This window comes from Streptomyces sp. NPDC008092 (assembly GCF_042957285.1).
In the GTDB taxonomy this organism is placed as follows: Bacteria; Actinomycetota; Actinomycetes; order Streptomycetales; family Streptomycetaceae; genus Streptomyces.
Window position 1 is genome coordinate 564,153 of record NZ_JBIBHY010000005.1, and the last position, 24,747, is coordinate 588,899.

At 71.6% G+C, this 24,747-nt stretch carries 24 protein-coding genes and 1 riboswitch; of the genes, 10 read left to right on the forward strand and 14 right to left on the reverse strand.

Going from position 1 to position 24,747, the window contains the following annotated elements:
• Window positions 1–88: 88 nt before the first annotated feature.
• The 4 genes from ACFZB3_RS18970 to ACFZB3_RS18985 form a co-directional block, all read right to left on the reverse strand.
• Window positions 89–697, reverse strand: coding sequence for a TIGR03086 family metal-binding protein (locus ACFZB3_RS18970; RefSeq protein WP_391376767.1), 609 nt, complete (start codon window positions 695–697; stop codon window positions 89–91).
• A gap of 77 nt (window positions 698–774) precedes the next feature.
• Window positions 775–1,419: a TetR family transcriptional regulator C-terminal domain-containing protein gene (locus ACFZB3_RS18975; protein ID WP_391376955.1), complete on the reverse strand. Its 645-nt coding sequence runs from the start codon at window positions 1,417–1,419 to the stop codon at window positions 775–777.
• Between the two features lie 86 nt (window positions 1,420–1,505).
• Window positions 1,506–3,068 (reverse strand): carboxylesterase family protein, encoded by a 1,563-nt coding sequence (locus tag ACFZB3_RS18980; RefSeq protein ID WP_391376768.1) that lies wholly within the window; start codon window positions 3,066–3,068, stop codon window positions 1,506–1,508.
• Window positions 3,069–3,189: 121 nt separating this feature from the next.
• Window positions 3,190–4,062, reverse strand: a complete 873-nt coding sequence (locus tag ACFZB3_RS18985; RefSeq protein WP_391376769.1) for a metallophosphoesterase — start codon at window positions 4,060–4,062, stop codon at window positions 3,190–3,192.
• Window positions 4,063–4,402: 340 nt separating this feature from the next.
• Here ACFZB3_RS18985 and ACFZB3_RS18990 point away from each other — a divergent pair, with 340 nt between their 5' ends.
• A complete protein-coding gene (locus tag ACFZB3_RS18990) occupies window positions 4,403–4,867 on the forward strand; it encodes a hypothetical protein (RefSeq protein ID WP_391376770.1) in 465 nt (154 codons plus the stop codon).
• Window positions 4,858–5,262, forward strand: coding sequence for a hypothetical protein (locus ACFZB3_RS18995; RefSeq protein ID WP_391376771.1), 405 nt, complete (start codon window positions 4,858–4,860; stop codon window positions 5,260–5,262). Before ACFZB3_RS18990 ends, ACFZB3_RS18995 begins: the two co-directional genes overlap by 10 nt.
• Window positions 5,263–5,282: 20 nt before the next feature.
• Here ACFZB3_RS18995 and ACFZB3_RS19000 read toward each other — a convergent pair whose 3' ends face one another.
• Window positions 5,283–6,410: an NADH:flavin oxidoreductase gene (locus tag ACFZB3_RS19000; protein WP_391376772.1), complete on the reverse strand. Its 1,128-nt coding sequence runs from the start codon at window positions 6,408–6,410 to the stop codon at window positions 5,283–5,285.
• 218 nt (window positions 6,411–6,628) lie between these two features.
• Between ACFZB3_RS19000 and ACFZB3_RS19005 the strand changes: the two genes are divergently transcribed.
• The gene (locus tag ACFZB3_RS19005) at window positions 6,629–7,414 is read left to right on the forward strand and encodes an alpha/beta fold hydrolase (protein ID WP_391376773.1); all 786 of its coding nucleotides are present in this window, start codon (window positions 6,629–6,631) and stop codon (window positions 7,412–7,414) included.
• Between the two features lie 108 nt (window positions 7,415–7,522).
• Here ACFZB3_RS19005 and groL read toward each other — a convergent pair whose 3' ends face one another.
• The 4 genes from groL to thrC form a co-directional block, all read right to left on the reverse strand.
• Window positions 7,523–9,145: a chaperonin GroEL gene (groL, locus tag ACFZB3_RS19010; RefSeq protein ID WP_391376774.1), complete on the reverse strand. Its 1,623-nt coding sequence runs from the start codon at window positions 9,143–9,145 to the stop codon at window positions 7,523–7,525.
• 321 nt (window positions 9,146–9,466) lie between these two features.
• A complete protein-coding gene (locus ACFZB3_RS19015) occupies window positions 9,467–9,673 on the reverse strand; it encodes a cold-shock protein (protein ID WP_019057200.1) in 207 nt (68 codons plus the stop codon).
• 468 nt (window positions 9,674–10,141) lie between these two features.
• On the reverse strand, window positions 10,142–10,417 hold the full coding sequence (locus tag ACFZB3_RS19020) for a ubiquitin-like small modifier protein 1 (protein ID WP_362591580.1): 276 nt from the start codon (window positions 10,415–10,417) through the stop codon (window positions 10,142–10,144).
• 43 nt (window positions 10,418–10,460) lie between these two features.
• Window positions 10,461–11,744 carry a threonine synthase gene (thrC, locus tag ACFZB3_RS19025; protein WP_391376775.1) on the reverse strand — a complete coding sequence of 428 codons (1,284 nt, stop codon included), beginning with the start codon at window positions 11,742–11,744 and terminating at the stop codon, window positions 10,461–10,463.
• A gap of 18 nt (window positions 11,745–11,762) precedes the next feature.
• A riboswitch (SAM riboswitch) is annotated at window positions 11,763–11,924 on the reverse strand.
• 157 nt (window positions 11,925–12,081) lie between these two features.
• Between thrC and ACFZB3_RS19030 the strand changes: the two genes are divergently transcribed.
• Complete coding sequence (locus tag ACFZB3_RS19030; RefSeq protein ID WP_361295569.1) at window positions 12,082–13,026, forward strand: glucosyl-3-phosphoglycerate synthase; 945 nt, start codon at window positions 12,082–12,084, stop codon at window positions 13,024–13,026.
• Between the two features lie 161 nt (window positions 13,027–13,187).
• The gene (locus ACFZB3_RS19035; RefSeq protein ID WP_391376956.1) at window positions 13,188–14,627 is read left to right on the forward strand and encodes a trehalose-6-phosphate synthase; all 1,440 of its coding nucleotides are present in this window, start codon (window positions 13,188–13,190) and stop codon (window positions 14,625–14,627) included.
• Window positions 14,628–14,731: 104 nt separating this feature from the next.
• On the opposite strand, the gene otsB is transcribed toward ACFZB3_RS19035, so the two are convergent.
• From otsB to ACFZB3_RS19050, 3 genes are all read right to left on the reverse strand, one after another.
• Window positions 14,732–15,583: a trehalose-phosphatase gene (gene otsB, locus ACFZB3_RS19040; RefSeq protein WP_391376776.1), complete on the reverse strand. Its 852-nt coding sequence runs from the start codon at window positions 15,581–15,583 to the stop codon at window positions 14,732–14,734.
• Window positions 15,584–15,649: 66 nt separating this feature from the next.
• The gene (locus tag ACFZB3_RS19045; RefSeq protein ID WP_391376777.1) at window positions 15,650–15,883 is read right to left on the reverse strand and encodes a DUF3263 domain-containing protein; all 234 of its coding nucleotides are present in this window, start codon (window positions 15,881–15,883) and stop codon (window positions 15,650–15,652) included.
• A 17-nt stretch (window positions 15,884–15,900) separates the two neighbouring features.
• Window positions 15,901–17,172, reverse strand: a complete 1,272-nt coding sequence (locus ACFZB3_RS19050) for an extracellular solute-binding protein (protein WP_391376778.1) — start codon at window positions 17,170–17,172, stop codon at window positions 15,901–15,903.
• A 132-nt stretch (window positions 17,173–17,304) separates the two neighbouring features.
• Here ACFZB3_RS19050 and ACFZB3_RS19055 point away from each other — a divergent pair, with 132 nt between their 5' ends.
• The 3 genes from ACFZB3_RS19055 (at window position 17,305) to ACFZB3_RS19065 (ending at window position 20,508) form a co-directional block, all read left to right on the forward strand.
• Window positions 17,305–18,246: an ROK family protein gene (locus ACFZB3_RS19055; RefSeq protein WP_391376779.1), complete on the forward strand. Its 942-nt coding sequence runs from the start codon at window positions 17,305–17,307 to the stop codon at window positions 18,244–18,246.
• The gene (gene nagA / locus ACFZB3_RS19060) at window positions 18,246–19,472 is read left to right on the forward strand and encodes an N-acetylglucosamine-6-phosphate deacetylase (RefSeq protein ID WP_391376780.1); all 1,227 of its coding nucleotides are present in this window, start codon (window positions 18,246–18,248) and stop codon (window positions 19,470–19,472) included. The genes ACFZB3_RS19055 and nagA overlap by 1 nt, the downstream gene beginning before the upstream one ends.
• Before the next feature lie 106 nt (window positions 19,473–19,578).
• Window positions 19,579–20,508: a hexose kinase gene (locus tag ACFZB3_RS19065; RefSeq protein WP_391376781.1), complete on the forward strand. Its 930-nt coding sequence runs from the start codon at window positions 19,579–19,581 to the stop codon at window positions 20,506–20,508.
• A 5-nt stretch (window positions 20,509–20,513) separates the two neighbouring features.
• On the opposite strand, the gene ACFZB3_RS19070 is transcribed toward ACFZB3_RS19065, so the two are convergent.
• Together ACFZB3_RS19070 and cdgB are read right to left on the reverse strand one after the other, a co-directional pair.
• A complete protein-coding gene (locus tag ACFZB3_RS19070) occupies window positions 20,514–21,470 on the reverse strand; it encodes a carbohydrate-binding protein (RefSeq protein WP_391376782.1) in 957 nt (318 codons plus the stop codon).
• A 118-nt stretch (window positions 21,471–21,588) separates the two neighbouring features.
• Window positions 21,589–23,259 (reverse strand): diguanylate cyclase CdgB, encoded by a 1,671-nt coding sequence (gene cdgB / locus ACFZB3_RS19075; RefSeq protein ID WP_391376783.1) that lies wholly within the window; start codon window positions 23,257–23,259, stop codon window positions 21,589–21,591.
• Window positions 23,260–23,639: 380 nt separating this feature from the next.
• On the opposite strand from cdgB, the gene ACFZB3_RS19080 reads away from it, so the two are divergent.
• A complete protein-coding gene (locus tag ACFZB3_RS19080; protein WP_391376784.1) occupies window positions 23,640–24,158 on the forward strand; it encodes a flavin reductase in 519 nt (172 codons plus the stop codon).
• A gap of 65 nt (window positions 24,159–24,223) precedes the next feature.
• Window positions 24,224–24,688, forward strand: a complete 465-nt coding sequence (locus ACFZB3_RS19085) for a GNAT family N-acetyltransferase (protein WP_391376785.1) — start codon at window positions 24,224–24,226, stop codon at window positions 24,686–24,688.
• Window positions 24,689–24,747 lie beyond the last annotated feature (59 nt).

Here is a 24,747-nt window from a genome sequence, read left to right on the forward strand (position 1 = left end):
TCCGGTGGCGCTTGTGCGGGGCGGGGGGACCGCGACGGTCCGCTCGTCCCGCACAAGCGCACGGGCGCACAAGCCGTGGCCGCGGCCCTCACCCGCGCACCGGCCAGCGCTCCGGTTCCCTCCCCAGCAGCCGCAACGTCTCCTCCAGCGGCCCGGCGCCCGCCGGAACCTCCCCAGCGGGCGCGAAGGCGAACCCCGGCCCCCGCCGCGCCGGGTCGGCCGGCACGAGGCGCGCGACGGCGAGCGCCGCGCCGAGCACGTCGTCCGGCAGTTCCACCGCCGCGCCGAGGGTGGCTGCCACGTCCCAGGCGTGCACCACGTAGTCGACGAAGTGGAAGCTGATCGCCAGCCGTCCGGGAAAGCTCCCGCCGAGCTCCGGCAGTGCGAACTCCCGCTCGCCGGCCCCCGGTTCGCCGAACGCGCCGAGCGCCTCCGCGGCGGCCTCCCGGTGCACCCGCGACGGCTCGCCCATGTCCCGCGGCTCCCGCCACCGGGCTTCGTCCTCCCCGGCACCCCGTGCGGCGGCCGCGAAGCCGTGGTGCTGGGCCGCCATGTGCGCCACCAGCCGGCGCAACGTCCACCCCGCACAGGGGGTGTCCCGCTCCCAGTCCGCTCCGCCCGCCAGATCCACCACCCGCACCGCCTCACGCACGGCGATCCGGTCCAGCCCGACGATGTCCGCTCCGGTGACAGTCATGGCAGCGACCCTAAAACTGTGCGAACGATCGTGCTAGTTGTTTTCGCGCCACCCGCTCCCGTCAATTCGCCGTCGGTTCAGGAGACTTGCGGCACCCGCAGCGGATCCGCCGCAACCGCCCGCAGCCGTGCCGCTATCCCGACGCGGGCCCGCCGGTAGGCGGTCTCCTCGCCGCGCAGCACCGCGACCCCGTTGGCCGCCTCCATCAACGCGATCAGCTCGAAGGCAAGTTGGGGCACGTCGACGTCGGCCCGCAGCTCACCCGCCTCACGCGCCTCGGCGACGGTACGCTCCACGCAGGCCGACCAGTCCTGCTGGGCCCGGACCACGGCGTCGTGCACCGGCCCCGAGCGGGCGTCGAACTCGGCGATGACCTCGTAGAAGAAGCAGCCGCCCGGGAAGACCCGCCCGCGCGAGTACTCAAGCCATGCCTCGCACAGCCGCCAGACCCGCAGGACCCCCGCGGGGTCCGCCGCCAGCGGACGCATCACCCGCTCGGCGAAGACGCGTCCCGCCTCGCGCACGGTGGCGAGCTGCATCTCCTCCTTGGACCCGAAGAGCGCGAACACCCCGCTCTTGCTGAGCCCCAGCTCCGCGGCCAGCCGCCCGACGGACAGGGCCTCCAGCCCCTCCACGGACGCAATCGCGACGGTCCGGTCCAGCACCAGGCGCCGTGTCCGGTTCCCTCGCTCGACCCGTCCGTCCGGCTTTGCCGTGGATATGCCCTCGCCGCCTGTCACGCGGGGAACAGTAGCGCGCGGCATCGGTGATCCGGGGCCCCTCTCCGCCGGCCCCCGGCCCCGGGCCGTCAGCCGAGCAGCGGTGACGGGCTGAAGTCGTACCCCTCCCAGAGCCGGCGGGCCGTCTCCTCCGGATACGCCGTCACCGTCGGCACCGCGTCCAGGACCTGGGTGGCGCGGGCCTCGGTGTCGTAGGCCGGCCAGCCCGGGTCGCCGGTCGCCGCGAAGGACGTCCACGCGGTGCGGAAGCGGGCGGAGAGGGCCTCGGCCTCGGAGGTGACTCCGGTGCCCGCCCAGAGGAGGTTGGCGAGGTCCGCCTCGAAGGTGCCGAACAGGAGCGGGATGTCCAGGCCGTGGCAGGCGCCGAGGAGCCCGCCGTTGCCCGGGGCGCCCCAGGTCAGTTCGTAGAGGTGGGCCCGGCCGCCGCCCGCGGTCTGCGCCTCCGCCAGCCGCAGGGACGGTATGGCGAACAGCCAGTCGGTCTGCACCCGTTCGTACAGGTCGCTCGGCGAGGCGTCGGGGTGGGCCGCGCGGTAGGCGTGCTCGCCCGCCGCGCCGCCCGGTGCGAACAGGCGCAGGGCGCCGGTCGCCTGCTCCTCCGTGATCTTGCCGTACATCCCGCTCATGACCAGGAACAGGCGGAACTCGTCGCGGTTGTGGCCGACGAGGAGGTCCACGTCGCGGGCGGAGCCGGATGCCAGCGCCTGCCAGGGGGTGGTGGGGAGCACCTCGCCGTCGACCACCGGGGAGAAGGGGGTGACCGTCGGCGCGATCTGGCCCCAGCGGTCCACGTACTGGGGCATCTTGGCGCCGAGCGCCTGCCCGGCCTCCGTCAGCCGGCGCGGATCGGTCGTCGCCAGGTCGGCCGCCGTGGGGCGCAGACCGGCCTCGGCGGCGAGGGCCCTGCCGATGTCCTCGGCCAGGTCGGGGGAGAAGAAGGTGCCCGGGACGCTCTGCGCGATCGCCCGCCGGAACAGCCCGCGCGCCCTCGGCATCGCCAGCAGGGAAGCCACCGATCCGGCGCCCGCCGACTCGCCGAAGACCGTGACCCGGCCGGGGTCGCCGCCGAACGCCGTGATGTTCTCCCGCACCCACTCCAGCGCCGCCACCTGGTCCAGCAGGCCCCGGTTGGCGGGCGCCCCCTCGATCTGGGCGAAACCCTCCATGCCGACGCGGTAGTTGAGGGAGACCACGACCACGTCGCCGTCGCGGGCGATGCGCCGGGCGTCGTAGCCCGGGCTGCCGGAGTGGCCCAGTTTGTAGGCGCCGCCGTAGATCCACACCATCACCGGGCGCCGGGCGGCCGGGTCCGGGGCGGGTGTCCACACGTTCACCGTCAGCCAGTCGTCGCCCTCGGGGGCCTCCAGGACACCCGTGCGCCCCTGGATGCCCAGGTCCTGCGGGGGCGGCGGGCCGAAGGCGTACGCCTGACGCGTCCCCTCCCACGCCCGCGCCGGTCGTGGCGCGGCGAACCTGGCCGCTCCCACCGGGGGTTCGGCGAACGGTATCCCCCGGAAGACCGCCAGGCCGTCCTCCCGCAGGCCGCGCACGGCACCGGCGGCGGTGCGCACGACGGGGCCCTCGGCGGTGGAAGCCGGTTCGCGGGGCTCGGGGGACTCGCTCGTGGTCATGATCGCTCGCTTTCGACGGCTGGGTGCTGCCACTTCACGGCCGGTCACTGATGAAACGTCCGGCACTTCGCACTAGTGCCGAACACCCCTCACCCGTTGGAGTGAATCAAGGTCATCCACGTCAGCCGTGCCGGGCCACGAACGCCCTGACCTCCGCCTCGTCGATCTCGTACACCGTCTCATGGGCCCGCGGATCCCGCGCATGGAAGGTGTGGAACATCGGGCTCGCGGGCCCGCCCAGCTCCACCAGTGACGCCGACGCCCCGCGCACCGCCCGCTCACCGCCGGGCGCCACGGCCAGGTCGATCCGGTTGACCACCCCCGGCGTCACCCACACCGGCACCGACTCCAGCATCCCGCAGAGCTGGAGGTGGTAGTGGCCGGTGAGGATCACCCGTACGTCGCTCCCCCGGATCACCGCCGCCAGGTCGCCCGGATCGCGCAGCCCGAACGCCTGCTGGGTCAGCGACATGCCGAGGGCGAGGGGCGGGTGGTGGAGGGCGAGGACCGTGCCTCGCCCGGCCGGGGCGCGCAGCACCTCGCGCAGCCACTCCAGCTGGGACGCGCCGAGCCGGCCGTGGACCTTCCCGGGCACCAGCGAATCCAGGGTGACGAAGCGCCAGCCGCCGACCGTGCTCACGGCGGCGCGCTCCTGCTCGCCGAACACCAGCTCGGCCCGGTCGGTGCCGTCGGCGTCCAGATGCCCGCTGCCCAGCACCTTGGCGAACGCCCCGCGCTCGTCGTGGTTGCCGGTCGTGCACAGGACGGGGATGTTCCGGGCCTGCGCATAGGCGCCGACCAGAGTGCGCAGCGCCGTATAGGCCTCCACCGCGCCGTCGTCGGCGAGGTCACCGGTGACGACGACCGCGTCGAGGCCCTGGAGATGACGGAGTTCGTCGAGCATCAGCCGCAGCGACGCGGTGGCGTTGACGCCGCGTGCGTTGGGGGCGTCGGTGCGGTCCAGGTGGGTGTCCGAGAGATGGAGTATCCGCATGCCGGGACGGTACCGGTGGCCTCGGCGGCCGTCACGAGCGCATAACGAAGTGCGTGCGGCAGGCGGGCTGGTCCCGCACCCGACTTGAGTCGTTTTGGCAGCTCGGAACCGGTCCGCCGGACAGCCGGCGCACGGCCCGTGCATAGAATGCGCACCACTTGGAACGACGGTTTTCGGCCAGGTCAAGGGCCAGGAACACGCACCGGCCGTTCCTTGGGCATCTCGTGACCGTTCCCGGGAGACACCCTCACAGGTTCCTGGCGTCCCATGCCCCGGACAGCCACCGACCGGAGAGCCCAGCCGTGACGACACACACCACCTGCGCGACAGGCGAAGGACGATGAACGGCCTGCTCAGGCAGTTGCGCGTCTCGCTCCTGATCACCCTCGGGTTCGAGGTCTACACCTCGCTGGGGGACCTCGTATCGGGACTGATAGAGGGGAACTTCCTCGCAGCCCTGGGCGACCGGGCCTCGGACGCACTCGTCATCTGCACCCTCGTCGCCGCCATCCACTCGGTGATCTACGGCGCGATGCGCTTCGGCCGGCCGGAGACCCGCGAGGCGCGGGGCGTCCGGGCCGGGATCGGGGTGCTGATGGCGCTCGACGTGGCCCCGCTGTTCGCGACGGGCCATGTCGTCCTGGCCCTCATCCCGCTCCTGGCCGCCGTCGGCGGCTGGGTCTGGGGGAGGGAACAGGGCTCGGAGGCGGACGCCGGGCGCTGGGGCGCCCTGGTCTTCGGCGTCCTGTCCCTGTTCGTGCAGGGCGTGGTCGCCCTGGTCATGAGCATCGCGGGGTGGCTGTGAGCGTCTCCGCGGACACCGGCGCCATGTGGGCCACCCTGCTGCTGCTCGCGGGCCTGCCCGCGATCGGGTACGCGCTCTTCACGAGGCTCACCGGCCGGGGGCGCGGCGGGGCCGCCCCCTGGCGGGTGCAGGACGACCCGACGACCTGGGCCGGGGCGGCCGCGGCGGCCGCGGGCCATGCGCTCGCCGCGGTCGCCGTGGTCGGCGAGTGGGGCAGGGTGTTCGGGTTCCTGTCGACGGCGTACGGCGGCGGGTGCATCGCCGGCGCCCTCGTCTACGTGTACGACACCTGGGTGCGCGGGGGCGAGCAGCGCCGGAGTGCGCTGCGCCCCGCGCTCCTGCTCGTGGTGGCGTACGCGTTCGCCCTCGGGTTCTTCGGCCGGATCGCCGGCTGACCCGAGGGCGAACGGCGGGGTCAGCTCAGGGTCTTGAGCGCCGCCGCGTCGTACGACGCGAGCTCGTCCGTGCGGCCGGCGAGGACCTTCGCCGCCCACTCGGGGTCCTGGAGCAGGGCACGGCCGACGGCGACCATGTCGTACTCGTCGCGCTCCAGGCTGTCGAGGAGGTCCTCGATGCCCCTGGTCGCGGAGCCCTCGCCCGCGAAGGCCCTGATGAAGTCGCCGTCGAGACCGACCGAGCCGACGGTGATGGTGGGCCGGCCGGTGAGCTTCTTGGTCCAGCCGGCCAGGTTCAGGTCGGAGCCGTCGAACTCGGGGAGCCAGTAGCGGCGGGTGGAGGCGTGGAAGACGTCGACGCCGGCGGCGGCCAGCGGGGTGAGGATCGCCTCCAGCTCCTCGGGGGTCTCGGCGAGGCGGGCGTCGTAGTTGTCGGACTTCCACTGCGAGTAGCGGAAGACGATCGGGAACTCCGGGGAGACCGAGTCGCGTACGGCGGCCACGATCTCCGCCGCGAACCGGGTGCGGGCGACCGGGTCGCCGCCGTAGGCGTCGGTGCGGCGGTTGGTGCCGGCCCACAGGAACTGGTCGAGCAGGTAGCCGTGGGCGCCGTGCAGCTCGACGCCGTCGAAGCCGATGCGCTCGGCGGCGGCCGCGGCCTCGGCGAACGCGCGGATGACGTCGTCCAGGTCCTGGGAGGTCATCGCCCGGCCCTCGCCCTCGGTGCCGTCCAGGCGGATGCCGGAGGGGCCGACGGCGGGGGCGTCCGCGTAGGGCGCCTGGCCCTGCTTGCGGACCATGCCGATGTGCCACAGCTGCGGGACGATCGTGCCGCCGGCCGCGTGCACCCCCTCGGCGACCTTCGCCCAGCCCGCCAGCTGCTCCTCGCCGTGGAACCGCGGGACGCGGCTGCTGCCCCCGGCCGAGTCGTGGCCGACGTACGTCCCCTCGGTGACGATCAGACCGACACCCGCGGCGGCCCGGCGGGAGTAGTACGAGACCACGTCCTCGCCGGGAACGCCGCCGGGGCTGAACTGGCGGGTCATCGGCGCCATCACGATCCGGTTGGGGACCGTGAGCCCGTTCAGGGCGATGGGACGGGAGAGGATCTCGGCCGCGCGGGAGGCGGAGGGCGTGGTGACGGTCACGTGGGGGGCTCCTCGTGAGTAGGTCGGGTGCCGGGGGTGGTGGCACCCGAGTGCGTAGACCGAACGGTATGTGCACGCGCATCGAGTGCACGCGTGTGCACAACGATCTGCCCGGACGCGCACATTCCCCGCTCCCGCGCCGAAGCCGTGTGACCCCCGCCACGGAGCCCCGTCCTCATCCGACGACACCCGCACCGGCGTCGTGGGAGCATCCGGGGATGCTGACGCTCGCCGACGATCTCGGCCACCTCTCCTATGCCGTCGACGGTGACGGACCGCCGGTCGTGCTCGTGCACGCCGGTGTGGCGGATCACCGCATGTGGGACGCGGTCGTGCCCGCCCTCGCGGCACGGCACACGGTCGTCCGGTACGACCTGCGCGGCTTCGGCGAGTCCGCGCCCCCGGCCGGGCCGTTCGGCGAGACCGACGACCTGCGCCGCCTCCTCGACCACCTCGGCCTGGCACGGGTCCGGCTGGTCGGCGCCTCCTGGGGCGGCCGGGTGGCCGTGGAATTCGCCCTCGCCCACCCGGACCGGGTGCACTCCCTGGCGCTGCTCGCCCCGCCCTGGCCGGGATACGACTGGTCCGCGGAGATGGTCGCGTACGACGAGGCCGAGACGGCGGCCCTGGCCGCGGGCGACCTGGACGCCGCGGTCCGGGTGAACCTGGACATGTGGCTGCGCGGGCCGGCCCGCGGGTGGCACGAGGTGGCCGCGGGACTGGCCGACGGACTCCGCGGACCGCTGCGGACGTCGCTGGTGAACCAGGACGTCGTGGGCAGGTACTCCCGGGGCACGACGGCCGGGGACATCGGCGCCGTCTCCGTCCCCACCCTGGTGGGGATCGGCAGGCTCGACGTCCCCGACTTCCAGGACATCGCCCGCCGGTACGCCGCCGGGATCCCCGACGCCACCCTGGTCGAGTTCGCCGCCGCCGCGCACCTCGTCGCGCTGGACGCACCCGCCGAACTCACCGCGGTACTGGAGCCGTTCCTCGCGCGCTGACCCGGCGGCCGGGACCGGGGCCCGGCCGGGTACGCCGAAGGGCGGCACCCCCTGCCGAACAGGGGGTACCGCCCTCGGTGCTGCGTCGGAACTGCCGAGCCGTCAGGCTCAGAAGTCCATGTCACCGCCCGGCATGCCGCCCGGAGCGGCCGCGGCGGCCTTCTCCGGCTTGTCGGCGATGACGGCCTCGGTGGTGAGGAACAGCGCGGCGATGGAGGCGGCGTTCTGCAGGGCAGAGCGCGTCACCTTCGCCGGGTCGATGATGCCCTCGGCGATCAGGTCGACGTACTCGCCGGTCGCGGCGTTGAGGCCGTGACCCGGGGTGAGGTTGCGGACCTTCTCCACCACGACGCCGCCTTCGAGGCCGGCGTTGACGGCGATCTGCTTCAGCGGGGCCTCGAGCGCGAGCTTCACGGCCTGTGCGCCGGTCGCCTCGTCACCGTCCAGCTCCAGCTTCTCGAACACCTGGGAGGCCTGCAGCAGGGCCACGCCACCACCGGCGACGATGCCCTCCTCGACGGCCGCCTTGGCGTTGCGCACGGCGTCCTCGATGCGGTGCTTGCGCTCCTTGAGCTCGACCTCGGTCGCGGCACCGGCCTTGATGACGGCGACGCCACCGGCGAGCTTCGCCAGGCGCTCCTGGAGCTTCTCGCGGTCGTAGTCCGAGTCGGACTGCTCGATCTCGGCGCGGATCTGGTTGACCCGGCCGGCGACCTGGTCGGACGAGCCGGCGCCGTCGACGATGGTGGTCTCGTCCTTGGTGATGACCACCTTGCGGGCCTTGCCCAGCAGGTCGAGGGTCGTGTTCTCCAGCTTGAGACCGACCTCCTCGGAGATGACCTCGCCGCCGGTGAGGATGGCGATGTCGTTCAGCATCGCCTTGCGGCGGTCGCCGAAGCCCGGGGCCTTGACCGCGACGGACTTGAAGGTGCCGCGGATCTTGTTGACGACCAGGGTCGACAGGGCCTCGCCCTCGACGTCCTCGGCGATGATCAGCAGCGGCTTGCCCGACTGCATGACCTTCTCCAGGAGCGGGAGCAGGTCCTTGACGGAGCCGATCTTCGAGTTGGCGATCAGGATGTACGGGTCGTCGAGGGACGCCTCCATACGCTCCATGTCGGTGGCGAAGTACGCCGAGATGTAGCCCTTGTCGAAGCGCATACCCTCGGTGAGCTCCAGCTCCAGACCGAAGGTCTGGGACTCCTCGACGGTGATGACGCCTTCCTTGCCGACCTTGTCCATGGCCTCGGCGATGAGCTCGCCGATCTGGGTGTCGGCGGCGGAGATGGAGGCCGTGGAGGCGATCTGCTCCTTGGTCTCGACGTCCTTCGCCTGCTCCAGGAGGGCACCGGAGACAGCCTCGACGGCCTTCTCGATACCGCGCTTCAGGGCCATCGGGTTGGCGCCGGCGGCGACGTTGCGCAGGCCTTCCTTGACCAGGGCCTGGGCGAGGACGGTCGCGGTGGTCGTACCGTCACCGGCGACGTCGTCCGTCTTCTTGGCGACTTCCTTGACCAGCTCGGCGCCGATCTTCTCGTACGGGTCCTCCAGCTCGATCTCCTTGGCGATGGACACACCATCGTTGGTGATCGTGGGGGCGCCCCACTTCTTCTCAAGGACGACGTTGCGGCCCTTGGGGCCGAGGGTGACCTTGACGGCGTCGGCGAGCTGGTTCATACCGCGCTCAAGGCCGCGCCGCGCCTCCTCGTCGAACGCGATGATCTTGGCCATGTGAAGTGGTCCCTCCAGGACTGGGGGTGAGTCTTCAGGACCGCGCCCGCGCCCGCGACGGACGGCTCGCCGACCCGTGGGTTCCTTGCCCCACCCGGCCCGCGGGCCTCACCGACCCGGTCCTTCGTTGTCACTCTCACCTTCAGAGTGCTAACGCCAATGATTAGCACTCGGCCTAGGCGAGTGCAAGCGGCTCTCGCGGACTGGGGGCGCGGGACACGAGGACCGGAGGGTCCGGGACATGCCGAAGGGCCCGTACCCCGGGAGGCACGGGCCCTTCGAACAAGTACAGAAGAACGTCGCTGTCAGTCGGCGCGTGCTTCAGCTGGTCGCCAGCCGGACCATGTCCGCCTGCGGCCCCTTCTGGCCCTGCGAGATCTCGAAATCGACCCGCTGGCCTTCTTCCAGGGTGCGGTAGCCGTCCATCTGAATCGCGCTGTAGTGGACGAAAACATCCGCACCACCGTCGACCGCGATGAAGCCGTACCCCTTCTCCGCGTTGAACCACTTGACGGTGCCCTGAGCCATGCCTAACTCCCCTATTACTGGCCCTTGCACAGATCCACACTTCGCGGATCCGGGTCAGACCTCACCCCCCATTGGTTGGGGGCGTGCGCCGGAACGCGTCGACCGCGGCTGAATGTATCTGTCCAACTGCCGTCTGCAACAGGTCAATCGGACGAGAATTCTGGACGGAAGGGGTCCGGAATGTAGCAAGAATTCGGCCGAATTCAGGGCAAGTCGGGCCCCGTAAAGGTCACAAAAGCCGCATATAACCCGCATACTTTGGCTACTTCTTGCCGGGCTCGCGGTATCGAATACGGGGCTCCCGACCTGGAGATCGGGACCGTGTTCCCCAACTGTACCGCGCTCAACCACACAGAATTGCCCCCTCCGCTTCTCTCACGGAGGGGGCAATCAGATGAACAGTCGGTGATCGGCGTTACCGAAGGTAATGTTCGGTCATTCGATCAGCCTGTCATGCAGGTCAGCAGGTCAGCCGCCGGCGACGGCCGGGATGATGGAGACGCCGGCGCCGTCCGGGGTGGCGGTCTCCAGGCCCTGCTCGAAGCGGACGTCGTCGTCGTTGACGTACACGTTGACGAACCGGCGCAGCTTGCCCTGGTCGTCGAGAACGCGTGCGGAGATCCCGGTGTGCTTCTTCTCCAGGTCCGAGATGACCTCGCCGAGGGTGGCCCCTTCGGCGGCGACTTCGGCCTGACCACCGGTGTAGGTGCGCAGGATGGTGGGGATGCGAACGGTGACGCTCACGTTTTTACCTCCGGTCTGGGCAACGCCCTAATTCTCGGGGGACTCAGGCGAGCCCGGCTTCGCGGAAAGACTCCAGATTCGGGCGAATGGTCGCGGTGAGCCCGGTTCCCGCAACCGCGTCCAGCGTCTTCAGTCCATCACCGGTGTTGAGTACAACGACCGACTTCGCCGGATCAATCAGCCCATTCTCAATGAGCTTTTTGGTGACTCCAACCGTCACCCCGCCGGCCGTTTCCGCGAAGATTCCCTCGGTCCGCGCAAGCAGCTTGATCGCGTCGACGACCTGTTCGTCGTTCACGTCCTCCACCGCACCGCCGGTACGCCGCGCGATGTCGAGCACGTACGGCCCGTCGGCCGGGTTGCCGATGGCGAGGGACTTGGCGATGGTGTTCGGCTTCTGCGGGCGGACCACGTCGTGGCCCTCCTTGTAGGCCACCGACACCGGCGAGCACCCCTCGGCCTGGGCACCGAAGATCTTGTACGGCCTGTCCTCGACCAGCCCGAGCTTGATCAGCTCCTGCAGACCCTTGTCGATCTTCGTGAGCTGCGAGCCGGAGGCGATCGGGATGACCAGCTGGTCCGGGATCCGCCAGCCGAGCTGCTCGCAGATCTCGTACGCCAGGGTCTTGGAGCCCTCCGCGTAGTACGGCCGCAGGTTGACGTTGACGAAGCCCCAGCCCTCGCCGGCCGGGTCGCCGATCAGCTCGGAGCAGAAACGGTTCACGTCGTCGTAGTTGCCCTCGATGCCGACGAGCTCGCCGCCGTAGATCGCGGCCATGACGATCTTGCCCTGCTCCAGGTCGTGCGGGATGAACACACAGGAGCGGAAGCCGGCCCGGGCGGCGGCGGCACCGACCGCGCCGGCCAGGTTGCCGGTGGACGAGCAGGAGAGGGTGGTGTAGCCGAAGGCGCGGGCGGCCTCGACGGCCTGGGCGACGACGCGGTCCTTGAAGGAGTGCGTCGGGTTGCCGGAGTCGTCCTTCACGTACAGCCCGCCGGTGACCCCCAGCTCCTTCGCCAGGTTGTCGGCCTTGACGAGCTTGGTCCAGCCGGGGTTGATGTTCGGCTTGGTCGCCACGTCCGCGGGGACGGGCAGCAGCGGCGCGTAGCGCCAGATGTTCGCGGGACCCGCTTCGATCCGCTTCCGCAGCTCCTCGGTGTCGTAGGCCGAGAAGTCGTACGCGATCTCCAGCGGGCCGAAACACTCCTCGCACGCGAACACCGGACCGAGCGGGACGCGGTGACCGCACTCGCGGCAGCTCAGGGCAGCGGCGGGGCCGAGGTCTACGGTGGATTCCGTGGTGCTTGCAACAGTCTGCACAGCCATGTGAGGCGAGGCCCTTTCTCCTCATCTTCCTCACGACGCATCTCGCCGTGAGACGGATTTGGCACCTTCCCTAGCCGGGAGCCTCGCGAGCGATCGACACTGATCGGCGATCTACGAGAACCGACTGGAGGGTTGCCGGGGCTTCAACGGGCCGTTTCCCTCTGCCCCTCTGGATGAGCGGTATGTGGTTGTCAACGCCGGGTGACCCCAGGACATGCGATGGTCATCGGCGTTGTTCAAGACTGTAACCGAAGGCCAGGACAGTTGAGTGAGTCGTCCGAACCGCGAGATGGATCACACGTCGCCGTGTGGCCGTGACAGTGAGGAGCCGCTGACCGTGCTGGAAGAAGTCGAGCGCTGGCTGGCCACCCGCTCCTGGTCCGTAACCGACCGTCCGCTGCACCGGATCATGGCCGCCAAACGGTCCTCCGGGCAGACGGTCAGCGTCGTGCTGCCCGCGCTCAACGAGGAGGAGACCGTCGGCGACATCGTCGCGATCATCCGCCACGACCTCATGCAGCAGGTGCCGCTCGTCGACGAGATCGTGGTCGTCGACTCCGGCTCCACCGACCGCACCGCGGCCGTCGCCGCGGCGGCCGGCGCCCGCGTCGTGCACCGCGACGCGATCCTGCCCCGCATCCCCGCCGTCCCCGGCAAGGGCGAGGTCCTCTGGCGCTCCCTGCTGGTCACCACCGGGGACGTCGTCTGCTTCATCGACGCCGACCTGCGCGACTTCTCCTCCGACTTCGTCACCGGCATCGTCGGCCCGCTCCTCACCGACCCGGACGTGGACCTGGTCAAGGCGATGTACGACCGCCCGCTCGGCGGCGCCGCCGGACAGGGCGGCCGGGTCACCGAGCTGATGGCCCGCCCGCTGCTGAACATGCACTGGCCGCAGCTGGCCGGCTTCGTCCAGCCGCTCGGCGGCGAGTACGCGGCCCGCCGCTCGCTCCTCGAACAGCTCCCCTTCCCGGTCGGCTACGGCGTCGAGCTGGGCATGCTGGTCGACGCCCTGCACCTGGTCGGCCTCGACGCCCTCGCCCAGGTCGACGTCGGCGTCCGCAAACACCGCCACCAGGACGGCCAGGCCCTCGGCCGGATGTCCGCCGCGATCTACCGCACCGCCCAGCTCCGCCTGGCCCGCGGCCACCTGATCCGCCCCTCCCTCACCCAGTTCGAACGCGGCGAGGACGGCTTCGAACCGCGCACGTACTCCGTGGACACGGAGGAACGGCCGCCGATGGCGGAGATCGCGGAGTACGCCGAACGCAAGGTGGCGTGACGTCGCCGCAGGGCCGCGCACCGAGTGGCGTGACGCCTTCGTACCGGGCGGGCACCGGATGGCGCGTCTTCGCCGTACGGCCGTATACGGCGGCGCGTCGGGCCCGGCCGTACGTTTGAGCGTTTACGGGCCGGGCTAGGTTGACGCGTATGGCTTCCCCCATGGCTTCCACCGGCGGTGCCGAGGTGCTGGTCGCGTCCAACCGCGGCCCGGTCTCGTACGACCTGCGCGAGGACGGTTCGCTGCACGCCAAGCGGGGCGGCGGCGGACTGGTCTCGGGGCTGTCGGCGATCGGGCCGGACGCGAACGCGGTGTGGGTGTGCGCGGCGCTGGGCGACGGCGACCGGGAGGCGGTGCGGCGGGCCGGGGGCGGCCGGCTGCCGGCCGAGGACAGCGGCGGGCAGCAGGTCCGGATGCTCGACATCGACGCGGACGTGTTCTCCGACGCGTACAACGGCATCGCGAACTCGGTCCTGTGGTTCGTCCACCACATGCTCTACCAGACCCCGCTGGAGCCGGTCTTCGACGCGGAGTTCCGGCGCCGGTGGGCGTCCTACCAGGCCTACAACCGCGCCTTCGCGGAAGCGCTGGCGCAGGAGGCGGCCGACGGCGCGGTGGTGGTCATCCAGGACTACCACCTGGCGCTGGCCCCCCGGATGCTCCGCCGGCTCCGCCCCGACCTGCGGATCGGCCACTTCTCCCACACCCCCTGGGCGCCGCCGGACTACTTCCGCCTCCTCCCCGACGACATCGCGGCGGAGCTGCTGACCGGGATCCTGGGCGCGGACCACGCGGCGTTCCTGACGCGGCGGTGGGCGGACGCGTTCGTCGCCTGCTGCCACGCGGTGCTGGGACCGGGGATCCCGGCCGCCGATCCGTCGTCGGGCGGGACCCGGATCGGGGTGCACGGGCTGGGGGCCGACGCGGACTTCCTGCGGAAGCGGTCGCACGAGCCGGACGTCGGCGAGCGGATGGCCGCTCTTCGGGAGGAGATCGGCGGCGAAGGGCGGAAGACGATCGTCCGTGTCGACCGGACGGAGCTGTCGAAGAACATCGTGCGGGGGCTGCTGGCGTACCGGCAGCTGCTCGACGACCACCCCGAGTGGCGGGAGCGGGTGGTGCATGTCGCGTTCGCGTACCCGTCGCGGCAGGACCTGTCGGTGTACCGCGACTACACGGCGGAGGTGCAGCGGGTCGCGGACGAGATCAACTCGGTCTACGGGACGCCCGGTTGGACGCCGGTGGTGCTGCACGTCAAGGACGACTTCGCACGGTCGCTGGCGGCGTACCGGCTGGCCGACGTGGCGCTGGTGAACCCGATCCGGGACGGCATGAACCTGGTGGCGAAGGAGATCCCGGTGGTGTCCGACGAGGGGTGCGTGCTCGTGCTGTCGCGGGAGGCCGGGGCGTACGAGGAGCTGGGCGAGGACGCGGTGGTCGTGAACCCGTACGACATCGGGGGGACGGCGAAGGCGCTGGCGCTGGCGCTGGGCATGCCGGTGGAGGAGCGGGCGGAGCGGTGCAAGAGGTTGGCGGAGGCGGCTACGGGGTTGCCGCCGGCGCGGTGGTTTCTTGAGCAGGTGGAGGCGTTGGGCGGGTAGCCCCGGGTAGTGGTTCGGCTGCGGGCCGGTGGGGGCTGGTCGCGCAGTTCCTCCCCCAGCCTTCGGCCGGGGGTACCCCCAGCGCCCCTGAAGGGGCGCCACGGCTAGGGGGCGCTCAGAGCTGCCAGGCTTCTCAGCAGCCGTACCACTCCTTCCGGGCCCTCCGCCACCACGTCCGCGCGGTCTGCCAGGTCTGTCACCTCTGTGCTGCCGCTGCATACCAGCAGGCCCGGGACGCCTTCCTCGCGGAGTTTCTCTACGGCGGCGAAGGCGGGGATGTCGCCGAGGTCGTCGCCCGCGTAGAGGACCGCGCCCGCGGAGATGTGCCTCGCGTACTCACTGAGCGCCACGCCCTTGTCCATGCCCGGGGGGCGGAGTTCCAGGACCAGGCGGCCCGGTTCGACGATCAGGGCGTGCCGGGTGGCGAGGTCGGTGAGGGGGGTGCGGAGGGTTTCGAAGGTGGCCTGGGGGTCGTCGGCGCGGCGGGTGTGGACCGCGATCGCCCGGCCCTTCTCCTCGATCCAGGTGCCGTGCGAGGCTCCGGCGCGGTGGAGGACGGCGGGGAGTTCGGCGCGGACGGCGGCGATGCCGGGGTGCGGGGGCGGGGCGGTGATCTCGCCGGTGGCCGCGTCCCAGCGTTCGGCGCCGTAGTGGCCGAGGACGACGAGGCGTTCCAGGCCGGGTACGCCCGCGAAGCCGCCGTAGCGGACGGCCACCTCGGCCGGGCGGCCGGTGACGACGGCGACGGCGGCCACCTTCGGCGCGAGCGCCGCCAGCACCGGTACGGCGTCCGGGTGGGCCCGCGCCTGCTCGGGGTCGGCGACGATCGGCGCGAGCGTGCCGTCGAAGTCGAGGCCGACGAGCGCGGAGCCGGGCTGCGCGAGCAGTGCGGCGAGGCCGTCACGCCCGGCGGCGGTGCGGGGCGTCGGAAGGGGTTCCGTGATGTGGGTTCCCATACAGCCGACAGTATCGGCAGCACCCCGTCAACTGCGCGACCAGCCCCCACCGGCCCGCAGGTCAGGTCAGCGCTCCCCCCGCCGCGCGTCCCGCACCCTCCGCAGCCGGTTCACCGTCACCGGGTCATGGGCCAGCGCCCGCTCGTCGTCCAGCAGGGCGTTCAGGAGCTGGTAGTAGCGCACCGGAGCCAGGTCCAGTTCCTCGCGTATCGCGCGTTCCTTCGCGCCGGGGCTCGGGAAGCCCCGGCGTTCGAGGGCGAGGACGGCCCGCTCGCGCTCGCCCAGTTCATGCCGGTCCATGGCGAGAACGGTAGCGCTCAGCCGGTCGCCGCCGCCGTCCGGCTGTCCGCCGTCGCCGCCTCGGCCTGGAGCCGGGTGAGGACGCCGGTGGGGTTGCCGGCCGGGCTCACCGCCGTACCGATCTGCTTCTTGACGTCGGCGCTGATCGCGGCCCAGGAGGTCTTGCCCGCGGGGTAGAGCTCCGAGGTGGGCAGCTGTTCCAGGAAGGGGCGCAGCTGCTTGTCCTCGGCCCGGGTGGAGTCGGTCATCGCCTGGGACGCGGAGGTGGTGACGGGCAGCAGGCCGTACTCGCGGGAGAAGGCGAGGACGTTCTTCTCGCTGTAGACGTAGTTCAGGAAGTCGCCGACCTGCTCGGCGTGGCCGTTCTGCTTGAACGCCGCCATCCAGTCGGCGACGCCCATGGAGGCGGTGCCGGTGCTCTGGCCGGCGCGGGCGGGCATCGGGACCGTGCCGAACTCCACGCCCTTCTTCTCGGCCTGCTTGATGAGCGTGGGGTGGCCGTTGAGCATGCCGACCTGGCCGTCGGCGAAGGCGGCGAACGCGGTCGCGCGGTTCAGCCTGCCGGGGGCCACCGGGCCGGTCAGGTCCTTGCCGACCAGCTCGTCCTTGAGCCAGGTGAGGGTGTCGATGTTCTGCGAGGAGTCGATCGTGTACGTGCCGGTGTCGTCGGTGTAGCCGCTGCCGCCGCTGAGCAGCCACTGCATGGTCTCCGCCTGCGCCTCCTCGGGGCCCAGCGGCAGCGCGTACGGGTACTTCACGCCGTCCGCCTTGAGCGCCTTCGCGTCGGCCGCGAGCTCGTCCCAGGTGGTGGGCGGGGTGGTGATGCCGGCCTGGGCGAAGAGGGTCTTGTTGTAGAAGAGGACGCGCGTGGACGCGGCGAAAGGTATGCCGTACTGCGCGTGGTTCCACTGGCCGGCCTCGGCGAGCTGGGACGGGAAGTCGGCCTGGACCGGGATGGAGAGCAGGTCGCCGGCCTCGTACAGCTTGCCGGCGGCCGCGTAGTCGGCGTACGCGCCGATCTGCGCGAGGTCGGGGGCCTTGCCGGCGGCGACCATGTCCTTGACCTTGCGGTCGACGTCGTTCCACGAGTAGACGGTGACGTCGACCTTCACGCCGGAGTGCTGGGCCTCGTACGCCCTGGCCAGCTTGTCCCAGTACTTCTGGGAGCCGTTGGCGGCGGAGTCCCCGTAGTCGGCGGCGACGAGTCTGAGGGTGACGTCCGAGGATCCCGTCGTCCCGCATCCACCGAGGACCGCCGTCATGCCCGTTGCGGACACCACCGCGATCATTCCTGCCCTACGCCGCCGCACGTGTACTGCCCCTGTTCTCTTACTGTCTCGCCGTTCAATATGTGGACCCATAAGGTCTACACCACGTAAGTGGACTAGACCTCTTGCGGGTCGGAGGGCCACACTGTTCCCGTGAGACATGTCATCGCCCTGGACGTGGGCGGCACCGGAATGAAGGCCGCGCTGGTCGGCCCGGACGGCGAGCTGCTCCACCGGGACCGCCGGGCGACCGGCCGGGACCGCGGCCCCGACGCCGTCGTCACCGCCATCCTCGACTTCGCCGCCGAACTGAAGGCGTACGGCGAGCAGCGCCTCGGCGAGCCGGCGTCCGCGGCCGGGCTCGCGGTCCCCGGAATCGTGGACGAGCGGGCCGGCGTCGCGGTCTACGCGGCCAACCTCGGCTGGCGCGACGTCCCGCTGCGCGCCCTCCTCGCCGACCGCCTCGGCATCCCGGTCGCCCTCGGCCACGACGTCCGCACCGGCGGCCTGGCGGAGGGCAGGCTCGGCGCGGGCCGGGGCGCGGACCGCTTCTTCTTCGTGGCCCTCGGCACCGGGATCGCCGGCGGCTTCGGCCTGGACGGCCGGGTGGAGTCCGGTGCGCACGGCTTCGCGGGCGAGATCGGCCATGTCGTCGTACGGCCGCAGGGTGCCCCCTGTCCGTGCGGGCAGCGCGGCTGCCTGGAGCGGTACGCGTCGGCGGCCGCGGTGAGCGAGGCGTGGTCGAAGGCGGCCGGCGACCCGGACGCGGACGCGGCGGACTGCGCGAAGGCGGTCACGTCCGGTGACCCGAACGCCGTCCGGGTCTGGGGCGAGGCGGTGGCCGCCCTGGCCGACGGCCTGGTCACGGCTCTCACCCTGCTGGACCCGCGGGTGCTCATCGTCGGCGGCGGTCTGGCGGAGGCGGGGAGCGTCCTCTTCGAGCCGCTGCGGGAGGCGGTGGAAGCCCGGGTGACGTTCCAGAAACTGCCGGCGATCGTCCCGGCCGAGCTGGGGGACACGGCGGGTTGTTTGGGGGCGGGCCTGCTCGCCCAGGACTTGTTGAAGACGACGACTACTGCGGAGGTAACCCCCTGATGGCTGCGAAAGAGCCGCACTACAGCGCCCCTTCGGGGGCGCGGGGAACTGCGCGACCAGCCCCCACGGACCCGCAGCCCGCAGACCACGGACTGATCCTCTCCGGTGCCCGGGCCGTCCTCCCCACCGGAGTCGTCGAAGACGCCCGACTCGCCGTCGAGGGCACCCGGATCACCGCGAGCCCCGCTGCGAACGCCCAGGTCGTCGACCTCACCGGCCACTGGCTCCTGCCCGGCTTCGTGGACATCCACAACCACGGCGGCGGCGGAGCCTCCTTCAGCTCCGGCACCGCCGAACAGGTCCTCACCGGCGTCCGCACGCACCGCGCGCACGGCACGACCACCCTGGTCGCGTCCACCGTCACCGACGACATGGACGTCCTCGCCCGCCAGGCCGGTCTCCTCTCCGAGCTCGCCGAGCAGGGCGACATCGCCGGCATCCACTTCGAGGGGCCCTTCATCTCCCCGTGCCGCAAGGGTGCGCACTCCGAGGCGCTGCTGCGGGACCCGGACCCGGCGGAGGTCCGCAAGCTGGTCGACGCGGCGCGCGGGCACGCGAAGATGGTCACGCTCGCCACCGAACTCCCCGGCGGCATCGAGTCGGTACGGCTGCTCGCGGAGCACGGCGTGATCGCCGCCGTCGGCCACACGGACGCGACGTACGAGCAGACGGTGGCGGCGATCGACGCGGGCGCCACGGTCGCCACCCACCTGTACAACGCGATGCCGCAGATCGGCCACCGCGCGCCCGGCCCGATCACCGCGCTCCTGGAGGACGGGCGGGTGACGGTCGAGCTGATCAACGACGGCACGCACCTGCACCCCGCCGCCCTGCAACTCGCCTTCCACCACGCGGGTCCGGACCGGGTCGCGTTCATCACGGACGCGATGGACGCGGCCGGCAGCGGTGACGGCCGCTTCCTCCTCGGCCCCCTGGAGGTCGAGGTCACCGACGGGGTGGCCCGGCTGGTGGACGGCGGTGCCATCGCCGGCTCCACGCTGACGCTGGACCGCGCGCTGCGGCGGGCGGTCACCGTCGACAGGCTCCCCGTCGAGCACGCCGTCGCCGCCCTGTCCGCCAACCCGGCGCGGCTGCTGGGCCTGCAGGACCGCGTCGGCTCCCTGGAGCCCGGCAAGGACGCCGACGTTCTCGTGTTCGACGAGGACTTCACGCTGAAGGGCGTGCTGCGGCAGGGTGCGTGGGTGGTCGCACCGGAACTGTCCTGATCCCTCCCCTCGTTGAGAGACGGCGACCCTAGGCCGGTCGCCGTCTCTTTGGCATGATCGAGGCCCCCCGACCGACGGCACGGGCATGCGCGAGGGAGGTCGCCCGGTGATCCTCACCGTCACACTGAACACCGCCCTGGACATCACCTACCGGGTCGGCGCCCTGCGCCCGCACGCCTCGCACCGCGTCTCCGCCGTGACCGAACGGCCGGGCGGCAAGGGGGTGAACGTGGCCCGGGTGCTGGCCGCGCTGGGCCACGAGACGACGGTGACCGGGTTCGCGGGCGGCGCCACCGGGCGGGCGCTCCAGGAGCACCTCGCGGCCACCCCGGGCGTGCGGGACGCGCTGCTCCCGGTCACCGGTCCGACCCGGCGCACCGTCGCCGTCGTGGACGAACTGACGGGCGACACGACCCAGTTGAACGAGCCGGGCCCGCAGATAGCGCCCGCCGAGTGGGGCGCCTTCCTCGACCACTACGAGGAACTGCTGGCCGGGGCCTCGGCGGTGGCACTGTGCGGCAGCCTGCCGCCGGGAGTGCCGGTGGGTGCGTACGCGGGGCTGATAAAGGCCGCGCGGTCCGCCGCCGTCCCGGTCCTCCTCGACACCAGCGGGGAGCCGCTGCGGCGCGGGGTCGCGGCCCGCCCCGACCTGGTCAAGCCGAACACCGACGAACTGGCCGAACTCACCGGCTCCCACGACCCGGCCCGCGCCACCCAGGACGCCCGCCGGCGCGGCGCCCGCACGGTGGTCGCCTCGCTGGGCGCACAGGGCCTGCTGGCCCTCACCCCGGAGGGCCGCTGGCGTGCCGTCCCGCCCGGCCGCGAACGCGGCAACCCGACGGGCGCCGGCGACTCGGTGGCCGCCGGCCTGCTCTCCGGCCTGGTCGAACAGCTCCCCTGGCCGGACCGCCTGACCCGCGCGGTGGCCCTGTCGGCGGCGACGGTACGGGCCCCGGCGGCGGGTGAGTTCGACCGCCTCGCCTACGAGAAGCTGCTCGGCCGTGTCACGGTGACCACCGACGTGTCAGTGGCGTGACTCCGTCACTCCTTGACCTGGCCCTTCTTCAGCCACAGCTGGTCGAGAAGGACGTTGCACTTGTCGCCGTCCTGGCAGGAGATCGAGATCGTGTTGGTGCCCTTGTTGAGGGTCGGCCACGAGTAGGTCTTCGTCCAGCCCTTGGCGAAGTCACCGTCGGCGGCATGCGCGAAGTTGCCCAGGTTGACCTTGCTGCCGAAGGTCTTGCCGTTGATGGTGAGCGTCATCGACTGGTCCTCGCCGGCCGCGCTGTAGTGCGCGAAGACCGTGTACGTGCCGTCCGAGGGGATGCCGTTGACCGTCCAGGTGACGCCGGCGCCGGTCTGGTTGAGGTTCGTGACGTATATGCCGCCCTCGGCCTGGGCGCCCTTGACGTCCGAGGCCAGGTTCGCGCCGCCGTCCAGCCGCAGCGCCTTCGCGTCGATGGTCGGCAGTTCGCCCGACGCCGACACCGAGCTGGTGCTCGACGGCGACGGCGACGCGCTCTCCGACTGGGTCGGGGAGGTGGAGACGTCGCTGCTTGCCTTGTTGTCGTCGGAGTTGCCGTTGATCATCGCGAAGCTGATGCCGATGACGACGGCGGCGACCACCGCGACGGCGCCGATGAGGAGGCCCTTGGTGTTGGGACCCCGGCCGCGGCCCGCGGGCGGCATCGGCGCGCGGGTGGTCTCGGCGCCGCCCGGGAAGGTCTCCGGGGCCTGGTAGGCCGCGTTCGGCTGCTGGCCGTAGCCGGCGCCGGGCTGCTGCGGGATGGTCTGGCCGCCGTACTGCGACTGCGGTGCCTGCTGCTGGCCGCCGTACGTACGCTCGCCGACCGAGCGCACTCTGCTGACCTGATGCGGGTAGCCGTAGCCACCGGAGCCGGACGGCGGCTGGGCCCCTCGGGCCTGACCATCGGCATAGAGGTAGCCGAACGGGTCGTCGTCCTCGGGCGTGCTCGCGCCGTTGTCGCCGGGCGTCATCCCTTGGTACTCCTCAACAGGTGCGGGCGGATGCAATACAGGTATTGAGTGTCGAGCGTACCCGGTCCGGCTGAGCCAAACGGGTGACTCGGATCGCATCAGCGCGATGACCTGCGGATCATCCGGCGCGGCGATGTGCTTTGGGACGAGATCGTTTCTCTACGTACATCCGCTCGTCGGCGGATTTCAGGACTTCGTCCGCCGTCATGCCGCAGTGCGCCCATCCGATGCCGAAACTGGCGCCCACCCGGACGGCCCGGCCCTCGGCCCGGATCGGCTGGATGATCTCGTTGCGCAGGCGTACGGCCAGGTCCTGGGCGTCGGCCTTGCCGAGGCCGTCGGCGAGGATCACGAACTCGTCGCCGCCGAGCCGGGCCACGGTGTCCCCGTCGCGGACGCCCCTGCTCAGGCGTCTGGCGACCTCGATGAGGACCGCGTCGCCCGCGTTGTGGCCGAACCGGTCGTTGATCGACTTGAAGCCGTCGAGGTCGCAGAAGAGCACCGCGAGCCCCTTGGCACCGTCGTCGCGGCCCTCCTCGGGGGCGACGGTGTGCACGTGGTGGTCGTAGCCGTCGTACGACGTTGATCCGCCCGCCACGCCCGCCGAGCCCGCGAAGTCGAAGCCGTGGCCGTTGGCGTCGTAGGCGGGGTGGCCGTAGGCCGCGTCCAGGGACTCCAGCTCCCCGGCGTGCCCGGCGCGCCGGCAGAGCCGGGAGGAGAGCCGGGAGCGCAGCTCCGCGGAGTTCGGGAGGCCGGTGAGGGAGTCGTGGGAGGCGCGGTGGGCGAGCTGGAGCTCGCGGCGCTTGCGCTCCTCTATGTCCTCGACGTGGGTGAGGAGGAAGCGGGGGCCGTCGGCGGCGTCGGCGACGACGGAGTTGCGGAGCGAGACCCAGACGTAGGTGCCGTCGCGGCGGCCCAGGCGGAGTTCGGCGCGGCCGCCCTCCGCGGAGGTGCGGAGCAGGGTGCCGATGTCCTCGGGGTGGACCAGGTCGGAGAAGGAGTAGCGGCGCATCGCGGAGGCGGGGCGGCCCAGCAGGCGGCACAGGGCGTCGTTGCTGCGCAGTATTCGGCCGTGCTGGTCGCCGCCCATCTCGGCTATCGCCATGCCGGAGGGGGCGTACTCGAAGGCCTGCCGGAAGCTCTCCTCGCTGGCCCGCAGCGCCTGCTGCTCGCGCTCCAGGCGAACCAGGGCGCGCTGCATGTTGGCGCGCAGCCGGGCGTTGCTGATCGCGATCGCGGCCTGGAAGGCGTACATCTGCAGGGCCTCGCGGCCCCAGGCGCCCGGGTGGCGGCCGTTGCGCGGGCGGTCGACGGAGATCACGCCGAGCAGTTCGCCGCAGGAGCTGCCCGATATGCCGGGCGTGTACATCGGGGCGAAGAGCCGGTCCGAGGGGTGCCACTCGTCCTCGAAGCGCGGTGCGGGGCCGTCGGTGTACCACTGCGGGACGTCGTCGTCGTCGAGGACCCAGCCCTCGGTGTGCGGTATGAAGACGAGGTCGCCCCAGTTCTCGCCCATGCCCAGCCGCCGGTCCCAGGAGTCACGGGAGCCGACCCGGCCGGTGATCAGGGCCTCGGCGGCGGAGTTTCCGGAGAAGGCGGCGACCACGAGGTCGCCGTCGGGGCGTACCAGGTTGACGCACGCCATCTCGTAGTTCAGAGCGGTGATCACGCCGTCGGCGACGGTCTGCAGTGTGTCCGCCAGGCTGCGGGCCGTGTTCATGTCGGCCATGACCTGGTGCAGCTGTCGCAGGGACGCAAGACGGACGTAGGGCTCCGAGTCGGCCTCCATGCTCGCCCTCCCCCCGAGACCTCGTAGCGAATCAAGGGTCTGCTTCGGCGCTACTTTTCCCCGCCACTGAATCACAGCGCGCTGCCCACTCGGTACACAGGGTCAACAATTAACGCCCCTTGTGACTCAAGTCACAGGAGAACGTGAACAATTGCGTGGAGATTCCGCGTTTTCCCTGTGCGTTTACTGAACACAGCCTTTGTGGGTGTGCGCACATGATGCACGTTACGGCCTTTCGCCGCGCCGCACCCCGCCGTTGGTCCTAGGACCCGGCTCGGGCCGATGGCCGATGCGGCCGTACCGGGTCCGACACTAGCGTTTCCGGCGTGCTGAAGACTCCCTCCCCCACCGCCGCAGAAGCCACCGGGCATGCTGTGGGGGTGAGCAACGAAGCGTTCAAGGCCGCCCTCTCCCGGCTCGCCGCCGGCGTGGTCCTGGTGACCGCTCAGGAGCCGCCGCTGGACCCGGACGACCCGCTGGCACCGGCCGGCGAGGACGTCGGCATGACCGCCACCGCGTTCCTGTCGGTATCGCTCGACCCGCCGTTGGTGCTGGTCAGCCTGCGTGAGGGCTCCCGGATGGACGACCTCCTCGACGAACAGCCGCGGTGGGCGGTCTCCGTGCTCACCGAGAGCCAGCGCCACATCGCCGGCCGCTTCGCGATGAAGGGCCGGATCAGCGACCGCCTGCTCTTCGAGGACATCCCGTACGTCCGCGGCGAGGCCAGCGGCGCCCCGCTGGTCGGCGGCGCCCTCGCGACCCTGGAGTGCCGCACCGAACAGCGCGTCACGGCCGGCGACCACACCCTCGTCATCGGCCGCGTCCTCACCGCCGAACTGCCGAGTGCGGAAGGCGGGCCGCTGATGTATTTCCGGGGGCGGTACCGGCAGTTGGGATGAGACCGCACGGTCGGTTTTGCAAAATTCCGACGGCGGCCGCCGAATGGGCCTTCTATAGTGCGCGGATGCGTTCTCTGCCCCGCCTCGAAGAATTGACCACCGCAAATTTGACGGCGGCACTACGCATTCGCGTCCGGCCCGAGCAGGAACACAACGTGGAGCCGGTCGCCGAGTCCCTCGCCGAGGCGTACGTCCACGCGCCGGGGGTCGCCTGGCCGCGGCTGATCGTCGACGGAGACCGCACGGTCGGCTTTCTGATGGCCTTCCTCGACATCGACTGGCGCACCGACGGCAGCCTGTTCCGCTCCGGCCTGTGGCGCCTCAACATCGACGCGGCGGAACAGGGCAGGGGCTACGGCCGGTTCGCGGTCGAGGCGGTGGCCGCGGAGATCCGCCGCCGGGGCGGCAAGGAGATGTACGTCACCTGGCATGCGGGTCCGGACGGGCCCGAGGAGTTCTACCTGCGGCTGGGCTTCCGCCGGACCGGCGAGGTCAGCGGGGACCAGCCGGTGGGGGTGCTGGCCCTCTGAGCGGGCCGTAGGGACAGGCCAGGACGGGCCAGGACGGGCCAGGACGGGCCAGGACGGGC